Source organism: Helicobacter sp. T3_23-1059, assembly GCF_053654515.1.
In genome coordinates this window covers 1-8,465 of record NZ_JBSIUV010000068.1, presented here as the reverse complement: position 1 = coordinate 8,465, position 8,465 = coordinate 1, and the positions used below count along the sequence as shown (strand labels likewise).

Below are 8,465 nucleotides of genomic sequence, written 5' to 3'. Positions count from 1 at the left end.
TATTGATAAAAATGTAGAAGTGGAATTTAAGGACTTGTATTTTTGTATAGGAATGGTCTATGACTCCAAAGAATACGAAGATAAAGTCGAGCAAGTTATGAAAAAATACTGCAAAGAATGTGAGTAAAGAATCTAAATTTTTTAAGATAAAATGAAGGAAAATCTAAAAATAAATCTACATAGGAATTAAAAATTCAAAGGACAAATTATTGTGCTAAAACTAAATTCTCTGCTAGAATCTGACACCATAGTAATGTTCATTTATTCAAAGACTTTTTAGCACTCCAAATCTCTACTTCCCACCGTTTCACGCAATCTTTGTATTCATCATAATCTTTTGCGTATTTTTCATCGCAATCATCATTCGTTTTTTGACAAGCGACATATTTATCATAATTTTTTAGATATTTGTAAGAGCAGCCTTTGCCACTATAAGCCTCTGCATTGTCATAATCCCCGCGCTCAAAATAATCTCTAGCGATATTCAAACACGCATCGCCAAACTCCAAATCACAAGCCTTTTGCAAAAATCTTTGCGCCTTTTTGGTGGCGTCTTTTTTGCTGTGTATTTCTCCATCATAATTGTCATAAAATTTATAGAGTTGATAGCAGGATTTGCCCTCATTTTGGGCGCATAGCTTTTCGCGCGTGGGATTGACTTTGTCGCAAAATATCTCGTCATAATCATAAGTATCACACAGCATTCCATAATAATACAGCGATTTTTGGCTATCTTTGGCGATTCCTAGCGATTTGTCGCCATTTTCATAGATTTTTGCTAAATTATCGCAATTATTTAGACCGCCTCCTATATGCGTGTGGCAGAGTTTATCGGCGTAGTGAATGTATTTTGGGCTATTTGGTGCGATACCCATTTTTTCATCGCCCTTTTTGTATATATCCACAACTTCCCAGCAATAATCCTCAGTCCTTGTGTAGCTATCATCATTGCAGACTTTATCCCACGCTAATTCGGCTTTTGAGAGTTTTTTAGGCACGCCCAATCCTCGCGCAAACATTCTCCCCAAAACATAGCACGATTCGTTTTTATCAATATCGCTCTCCAAATCACAATCGCCCTCCAAATAGCCTCTAGCTTTGTCGTAGTCGCCTTTATAATAATAAAATACGCCAAGTTTTCCGCAACCCATATTATTTTTGCAATCATTGATAAATGCCTTTTCATAAAAGTCATCTTGTGCCTCACAAGCCTTTTGCAGTCCAAAATAACAATCTTTTGAATGATATTTTTCCACTAATTCAAATTGCATTGAACCTCTTGAAATTTCAAAGCCATATACTTTGTGCGATTGCGCCCAAAATGCGCCCAACTCAAAACAAGCCTGTGCTTCCTCTGCCTCACAAGCCCTCTCTAACTTTTCAAATGCCTCATCGTTTTCATCACAAGCCATTTTTCCATTTGGCAATGTTTCATCATTGCGACATTGTGATTCTAGCTTTAATAATTCATCGATTGTTTTGCCCGTGTATGCGCTCTTTTGCGTGGCGTCATCGTTGATATTGTCCGCATACGCAAATATTGCAAAACCCACGAAACCTATGAATCCCAAAATTGCGAATCCAAAAGTTGCAAATCTTGCGAATCCCAAAATCAAACAAATCTTATTTTGCATAATTTATGCCTTTTTTTAGCTTCTAGCACTTTTTTGCTTTATTTATCTAAATATAATTATTTTCGTATTCTACTTGCTTTTTCGCATTTATCGCAAATAATTTTTTGATGATAGATGATTAGGATTGATATTGCGCTAGGCAAAAACAAAACGATTCAAAGTATGAATCAAACACAATCTAACAAGTTTCTACCCATAAAAAGCCAAAAAATATAAGAAAAATAGGCAAGTTTGTTTTTTTTATAATTTTTGGTTACAATACCCGAAATTTTATATGCTAAGGATTCCAAATGGCAGATGGTTCTAATGCTCCAAAAGAGCGCATAAATATCACTTACAAGGCAAAAACAAACGGACAAGAGGCTGAAGTTGAGTTGCCACTAAAACTAATGGTAATGTCTAACCTTACGGGTAGCCCCGATAAACAGCCACTAGAAGAGCGCGAAACATTGCAGATTAACAAAATAAATTTTAACCAAGTGATGCAAAAACTAGACATTAAATCTGAATTTAGCGTTAAAAATACACTAGGCACGGGTGCGGAGGAGTTAGATGTTAAACTCAAAATATCTGGTATGAAAGATTTTTCGCCTGATAGCATTGCAAGGCAGATTCCAGAGCTAAATAAGCTTTTGCAATTACGAGAAGCGTTAATGGCATTAAAAGGTCCTATGGGTAATATACCAGATTTTAGAAAAGCTGTTTTAAATGCCTTAAAAGACGAAAAAACCAAAGAAAAATTGCTTTTAGAAATAAAAGCAGAAGAATCTAGCGACAAATCTAGCAAATAAGGAGCAAACTATGGCGCAGGAAAATGCAATACAAACAGAAGTAATTGATACGCCAATCATCGAAAGCATTATGGAAAAAAGCAAGTATGCAAAAAATGATGAAAGTTATAGCATAGCAAAAAGGGGTGTAGCAGAATTTATCTCTGCGATTGTCAAAGATGACAATATGGAGGATAAAATCAATAAATTTGCCCTAGATGAGATGATAGCCCATATTGATGATTTGGTATCTAAACAAATGGACGAAGTGTTGCATAATGAGGAGTTTCAAAAGCTAGAATCTGCGTGGCGAGGTTTGTATTTCTTGGTTGAGCGCACAGATTTTAATGAAAATATAAAAATTAGTCTGCTAAATGCGACAAAAGAAGAAATATTAGAGGATTTTGAAAACAACCCAGACATTACCCAAAGCGCGGTTTATAAAAATATCTACTCCGCAGAATATGGGCAATTTGGTGGCGAACCTGTGGGTGCTATCATAGGGGATTATCAACTTGGTATAAATAGCCCTGATATGACTTTTTTGAATAAAATGGCTAGTATCGCAGCAATGAGCCATTCACCTTTTTTAACTTCCTGTGCGCCTAGCTTTTTTGGGCTCGAGGATTATTCGGAGTTAGCAAGTTTGCAGGATTTAGATGGCTTACTTCAAGGTCCTCAATACACTAGGTGGCGGACTTTTAGAGAAAATGAGGATTCCAAATATGTAGGGCTTATGGTAACAAGATTTTTAACGCGCTCCCCTTATAGCCCTGAAGACAATCCCATTAAAACCTTTAACTACAAAGAAAATGTCCATAATTCACACAACCACTTGTTATGGGGCAATTCTGCATACGCGTTTGCCACAAGATTGACAGAGAGTTTTTCTAAATATAGGTGGTGTGGCAGCATTATCGGTCCTAAAAGTGGCGGAAGTGTAAAAGATTTGCCAACTTATATTTATGAGAGTTTTGGCACTATGCAATCCAAAATCCCAACTGAAGTGCTTATCACAGATAGACGCGAGTATGAGCTTGCAGAGGCTGGATTTATCGCGCTAACCTTAAGGCGTGATAGCAATAACGCAGCGTTTTTCTCTGCTAATTCCGCGCTAAAACCAAAAGTATTTCCAAACACACCAGAGGGCAAAGAAGCAGAGACAAATTATCGTTTAGGAACGCAGTTGCCATATATCTTTCTTATTTCGCGTCTAGCGCATTATCTAAAAGTTTTGCAAAGAGAAGAAATCGGTAGCTGGAAAGAGCGCACAGACATAGAAAATGGGCTTAATGAGTGGGTTAGGCAGTATATTTCTGATCAAGAAAATCCACCTGCTGAAGTGCGAAGCAGACGACCATTTAGAGGAGCTCAAATCAAAGTAGAAAATGTAGCAGGGGAGCCGGGCTGGTATAAGATAGCACTTAGTGTGCGCCCACATTTTAAATATATGGGAGGGAATTTTGAATTATCGTTAGTGGGAAAATTAGACAAAGAGTAAAAATGTCATTGCTTGATAAGATTATCCACCAATTAGATGAGCAATATCAAAATATTCCTTATCACAAAAATGAATTTGAAGACATTAAAGATAATATCCAAGTCTTGCTAAATACAAAGTTAGATGATTGCATTATCGCTAATGATTTAGGGTTGTATAATGTCGTAGAATCTAACCTTAATGCTGGTGATTTGTGCTTGAAAATGGCTAGAGAGATTCATTATATCATAAGCAAATATGAGCAAAGGATTAGAGTGCTTTCCATTCGCTATGATAATTCCCTAAGCCCTTGGCAAATTTCATTTTTTTTGCAATGCAATTTTGTAGAAGACGCATTTAGAGAGTTTAGCCTAGAGATTGCATTTAAAAATGACAGACATTGTGAAGTGAAATAATCATAAAATAAAGGTTAGATAGTTGAATAATGAAGATGTATTTTTCTACCAAAAAGAGATTGCCCATCTTTATAAAACTAGGGAACGCTTTACAAAAAAATTCCCTAAACTTGCACCATTTTTAGCCACTGATAGCAAAGACCCAGATATTGAGCGCATTATTGAAAATCTTGCCGTGCTTACTGCTAAGATTCATCAAGAGATGGAGCATAATATCCCATATATTGCCGAATCTCTATTAAATATTATTGCTCCTAATTATACAAATCCTTTGCCCTCTTTATGTTTGCAAGAATTTTTTTTAAGCGAGGATAGCAAAGCAAACAAAATCATTCTCCCAAAAGGCACGCAAATATACTCTATACCCATTAAACAAACCGAGTGCGAGTTTAGGACGATTTATGATGTTTATCTCTATCCATTAGCAATCAAAGAGGCATTTATACATACAGAAAAACAATATCACACGCTAAATTTAGAATTACAAATCAATAAACCTGACTTAAAAATTTGTGATATAGGGCTTGATTGTTTGCATATTTATCTTGGCAATGAGTTATACACTTCATCTACTTTGCTTTTGTTTATTTGTCATTATTTGGAGGAAATCAAAATCATATCACCCGATACTGCCGAAGAGTTCAGGCTAAATCCTAGCAATGTCAATTCCATAGGATTAGATTTTACTGAAAGTTGTTTGCATTATGATGATTTGGGATTTGAGGCATTTTCGCTAATGAGAGAATATTTTTTTATCCCCGAAAAATTTAATTTTATCAAAATTGATGGATTAGATATTTTAAAAGATACTCAAGGCACACGGTTTATTTTGCAATTTAAATTTAATAGATTTTTTCCAAAAAATTGCATTGTTAGGGAAAATCTATTTTCTTTGGGCATAACGCCTATTGTGAATATTTTTCCTAAAAATGCTGAATCTATCATAAACGACCACACAAAAGATGGTTATAGGATTTTTGTGGATAGGGCGCATTTGGATTGCTATGAAGTAGTCCAAATCAATCAAGTCAAAGCCCATAATAGCAATAGCGGACGCAGAATCTTAAAAAACTATCATAGTTTTGAGCGATTTGGTTTTTTGGCGGAGAATAAAGAGGAATTTTATGCTTTAAGCACCAAAACAAACGCTAGGGGCGAGTCATATAAAGAGATTGTTTTTTTTTCTAATTATTCTTATAATGAAATTATTACCATTGATGCGCTATGCTGCAATAAAAATCTACCCTCCAAACTAAAAATAGGCGACATAAAAAACATTAAACTACAAAATGTGCTAACCAAAAACATTACAATTCCAAGCGCAATGAGAGAATGCAATATCGATGGCAATTTGCTTTGGAGGCTTGTGTCTATATTGTCTTTTAATTACCAAAATATACTTAGTCTTTCTTCGTTTTTTTGGGTGTTGGAAAGTTATAGTTTTATTGATGATAAAGACAATGAGCAAACTTATAGGCTTCTCAAGCAATCTATATTAAACATAGAATCCAAATCCACTTACTTAATCGATGAATCTATTACCAAAAAAGGCACACTTTGTATAATGAGTATTAAAGATTCTAATTTCCACTCACTTGGCGATGTGTATAAGTTAGGACTTGTTATTTCTAAATTTTTTGCTTCTTTTGTAAGCATAAATTCATTTTGTGAGCTAAAAATCAAATGCGTAGATAGCAATGAGATTTTATATTATCCAGCCACTCGTGGCAAAAAAGCATCACTATGAATAATTTAGATACATTTTCATTTTATAAACTCTTGCATAAATTGCTTAAAAAATACGATAAAAATGATATTTTTTTGCGCACTAATAAAAGTCTAAAACACCCGCACAAAGAAATCGAGTATGTCAAAAAAGATAAAGAATTTTTAATTGAAATAATGGTAAATTTTATGGGCTTACAAGGCAACACTTCCCAACTACCATCATATATGCTAGATAAACTCACAAAAAATGACGATGGTGGATATGGCTGGAGTTTGCTTTTTGATTTTTTTAATCACTACATTCTTTGGCTATTTTTTGAAACCACTAGACTAAAAAATTATCCTAGAAGTTTTAATAAAGATTTTAGCGATTCTATCTCAAAGATTTTATTTTCGATGCTAGGAATAAATGACAATAAAATAGCTAAAAATTATCTACCATTTGCGCCTCTACTTTTAAGCAAATCTCGCCCAAAATATTATATACAGCGTATTTTACAAAATAATTTTAATTTGCGTGATAAGTTATTTATTGTCGAAAATTTACCTCATCAAATCTTTATCGCCCCTATCCAAACAAACAAACTAGGCATAAAAAATAATACGCTAGGTAAAAATCTAATTTTAGGAAAGACATTTCTATCATATCAAAGCAAAATAGGCATTTTTATCAAGGATATTAGCTATGAAATGGCATTAACTTATCTACCAAATGGGCATAAATATAATGAGCTAAAAGAAAGCATTTTATTTCTTACAAATCATCAATTTTGCGTGGATTTGTATCTAAAAATCAACCATAGCAATAAAATGAACTTCATTTTAGGCGATAAAAGTGTAGCAAGGTTAGGCTATGGAATGGTGCTTGGGAATTTTGTGCCAAAGCCATATTATATACACTTTAAACTATATGAGTAAATAGCGCAAAACAATCAAAGCCAAATTAAAAGATGATTCGATTAAAGATTCGCTTTTGATTTTAGAAAATGTCTTGCTTTATTCGCCAATCTTAAATTGCTCTAATAATATTGCTGGGATTCCTAGTCCTTGCACTCAAATAGCCTTAATATTACCAAATGTTAGGGGATTAAAAAAATATAATGATGATTATCCTATAATGCAAGATTTATGTGTAAGTGGTGTATTTAGTGATAAAGGATTCCCAATAATATGCACCAAAAAAGAAAATACACTAAAGATTCAATCCCCAAAGCCTAGTAATCATAATGGGGATTCTAAAGAAGTATTAGAATCTAATGTAGATTTCGCTTTAATGGTTTGTTAAGTAATGCTAGGCTATAATCTAAATGTTTTATGAAATTTAATTTTATAAAAGGCAGATAGGACAAATGCAAATCAAAAAGCACTTAAAACTTAAAAAGATTATTTTAGCCTTATTTTTTGCGTGGATAATCTATCTCATAGGAATCCCGCTATATTATACACCTTATGCGTTACAGCCTAGCTATTGGGAGTTTAAGAAGTTATGCAAACTAAATGAATTACCAAATAATGAGGAAAAATATAATAAGATTCTTACATATTATAATATGAACCTAGATGATGTTGATTGGAAAAAAGTAAATGAAAATAAACAATTTTTGTGTAAAAAAATTCGTAAAGATTGGGGATTTGATTTTGTAGATAATTATGAATTTGTTGATTGTTTGCCAAATGTGCGTGAATATAGAAAAATAAATGTTATTGAAAGGCAAATCAATTATCGCTTAGATACGGGGGTAAGATTTTATAGCAATCAATATCATTTCAGTAAAGACAATATCACCGATATGAAAATTACCGCCACTTGGAATACAAGACGATTTAAACTTTATGGCAATGAGGGTTCAGGGTTTTATTTACTAGAGATAAAATTGGGTTGCACTGATGTGGCAAAATCAAACTTAAACGCAAAGAAAAATAATGACAAATAAAGAACAAATACAAAAATTGCGAGACTATGCAGAATTAGCGTGGGTATCGTATGGGTATTTTGACTTACTTGACAAAAAGTTTAAAGAACTCAAAGATAAAGATAATGATAAAACTAGAAGTGAAACAATAACATTAACCGACATATTGAATATTGATTACAAAGGATACGAAGTAGTTGATGCAAATAACGAAAAAATCGGCACACTCAATGGCGACTTCAATCCCGCTCAAGCTAAACGATTTTTTGAACGCTATGATTTACTCAAGCACTGCCCAAATACAGCTTCAGGATTCTCTGCTACACTCTTTCAGCATAAACAATCTAAAGAATTGACATTAGCGATTCGTGGCACTGAATTTAGCCTTAATCGTATTGAAGATTTAATCACTGATTACTATATAGGCACAAATAACAATGACACAAATAGGGTAATAGAGCAGTATTTTGATATGCTTATTTTTTATGAAGAAAACATTAAACCCATATTAAAAGAAAATGGCA

At 33.5% G+C, this 8,465-nt stretch carries 9 protein-coding genes; 8 read left to right on the top strand and 1 reads right to left on the bottom strand.

Annotated elements, in window-relative coordinates:
- Positions 1–257: 257 nt before the first annotated feature.
- The gene (locus ACWIX0_RS12055) at positions 258–1,634 is read right to left on the bottom strand and encodes a tetratricopeptide repeat protein (RefSeq protein WP_454174234.1); all 1,377 of its coding nucleotides are present in this window, start codon (positions 1,632–1,634) and stop codon (positions 258–260) included.
- 290 nt (positions 1,635–1,924) lie between these two features.
- Between ACWIX0_RS12055 and tssB the strand changes: the two genes are divergently transcribed.
- The 8 genes from tssB to ACWIX0_RS12015 form a co-directional block, all read left to right on the top strand.
- Positions 1,925–2,425 (top strand): type VI secretion system contractile sheath small subunit, encoded by a 501-nt coding sequence (gene tssB, locus ACWIX0_RS12050; RefSeq protein WP_454174233.1) that lies wholly within the window; start codon positions 1,925–1,927, stop codon positions 2,423–2,425.
- Positions 2,426–2,435: 10 nt separating this feature from the next.
- On the top strand, positions 2,436–3,905 hold the full coding sequence (gene tssC / locus ACWIX0_RS12045) for a type VI secretion system contractile sheath large subunit (protein WP_454174232.1): 1,470 nt from the start codon (positions 2,436–2,438) through the stop codon (positions 3,903–3,905).
- 2 nt (positions 3,906–3,907) lie between these two features.
- On the top strand, positions 3,908–4,300 hold the full coding sequence (locus tag ACWIX0_RS12040; RefSeq protein WP_454174231.1) for a GPW/gp25 family protein: 393 nt from the start codon (positions 3,908–3,910) through the stop codon (positions 4,298–4,300).
- 22 nt (positions 4,301–4,322) lie between these two features.
- Positions 4,323–6,047, top strand: a complete 1,725-nt coding sequence (gene tssF / locus ACWIX0_RS12035; protein ID WP_454174230.1) for a type VI secretion system baseplate subunit TssF — start codon at positions 4,323–4,325, stop codon at positions 6,045–6,047.
- A complete protein-coding gene (locus tag ACWIX0_RS12030; RefSeq protein WP_454174229.1) occupies positions 6,044–6,946 on the top strand; it encodes a type VI secretion system baseplate subunit TssG in 903 nt (300 codons plus the stop codon). Before tssF ends, ACWIX0_RS12030 begins: the two co-directional genes overlap by 4 nt.
- 55 nt (positions 6,947–7,001) lie before the next feature.
- On the top strand, positions 7,002–7,313 hold the full coding sequence (locus tag ACWIX0_RS12025) for a hypothetical protein (protein WP_454174228.1): 312 nt from the start codon (positions 7,002–7,004) through the stop codon (positions 7,311–7,313).
- Positions 7,314–7,377: 64 nt separating this feature from the next.
- Positions 7,378–7,962 carry a hypothetical protein gene (locus ACWIX0_RS12020; protein WP_454174227.1) on the top strand — a complete coding sequence of 195 codons (585 nt, stop codon included), beginning with the start codon at positions 7,378–7,380 and terminating at the stop codon, positions 7,960–7,962.
- The coding region (locus ACWIX0_RS12015; RefSeq protein WP_454174226.1) for an alpha/beta fold hydrolase at positions 7,952–8,465 on the top strand (514 nt) is incomplete at its 3' end. The genes ACWIX0_RS12020 and ACWIX0_RS12015, both read left to right, overlap by 11 nt.